This is a genomic window from Trabulsiella guamensis ATCC 49490, from assembly GCF_000734965.1.
In the GTDB taxonomy this organism is placed as follows: domain Bacteria; phylum Pseudomonadota; class Gammaproteobacteria; order Enterobacterales; family Enterobacteriaceae; genus Trabulsiella; species Trabulsiella guamensis.
The window spans coordinates 1-794 of record NZ_JMTB01000191.1; the positions used below are offsets into that span (position 1 = coordinate 1).

Genomic DNA, 794 nt, shown 5'->3' on the forward strand with positions numbered 1-794 from the left:
CATGTGCCGGACGAAAAAAAAGCCGGATTAACCGGCTTCATTGAATGAGATATTAATGCTGGCTAAACAGTTTCTATGCTGCATGAAAATGTTAACACTGATCCGATCGTACGAACAAAAATACTATATGGTTTTCCACCAACATCACCGGAAGCTCGCAATACTCCTTCTTCATCTTTACCAGCAGCGAGGGCATTCTGGAAAACGGAGAATACAGCATCTCGGATAGTGGGCGTATCATCATCCGTTACTACTATGGCCAATTGATTGCATTGACTCAAGGCAAACGCAGCATCAATTTTCACCTCTTTCCCTTCGGTCAATACCATCACATTAGCTTTATCCTTCCCCAGGTGCCACAGACTCTGGAATAACGTATAATCTTTACGAATAGAATATACTTGGACACCATCAACAATGTTATCTTTCTTCCAGCTATTTCGTTTGATAATGTCATATTTATCAAACTGAGAAATAAGTCTTTCATTGACTGATGGCTGGTTTTCTTTTTCATATAGAAACTTACCTGTAACAACGACAATAAAGCCAAGAATTAAAGTATTAATAAATTTCATATGTCATTCCTTGCTAAACAGGTCCGGTTGATACTTACGCTGTTCAAGCCTGCGCATACGCCTGATGGCTTTATACACTGTTTTGTAGGTCACCTGATAGCGCTCAACGAGTTCAGGGATATTCTTCCCGGTAAAATCACGCCAGATCTTCATGTCACGGATGATGGTATTGAGCACCTCACCGCGTGGAAAATAGACCTGCATACCGCCAATCTGGTT

General features: G+C 41.1%; 2 protein-coding genes. Both read right to left on the minus strand.

Annotation, left to right across the window (positions count from 1 at the left end; translation table 11 throughout):
• Positions 1–62 precede the first annotated feature (62 nt).
• Positions 63–575 carry a hypothetical protein gene (locus GTGU_RS23480; RefSeq protein ID WP_038163693.1) on the minus strand — a complete coding sequence of 171 codons (513 nt, stop codon included), beginning with the start codon at positions 573–575 and terminating at the stop codon, positions 63–65.
• A 3-nt stretch (positions 576–578) separates the two neighbouring features.
• Positions 579–794: Mor transcription activator family protein (locus GTGU_RS23485; protein ID WP_038163695.1), on the minus strand; the 216-nt coding region annotated here is incomplete at its 5' end.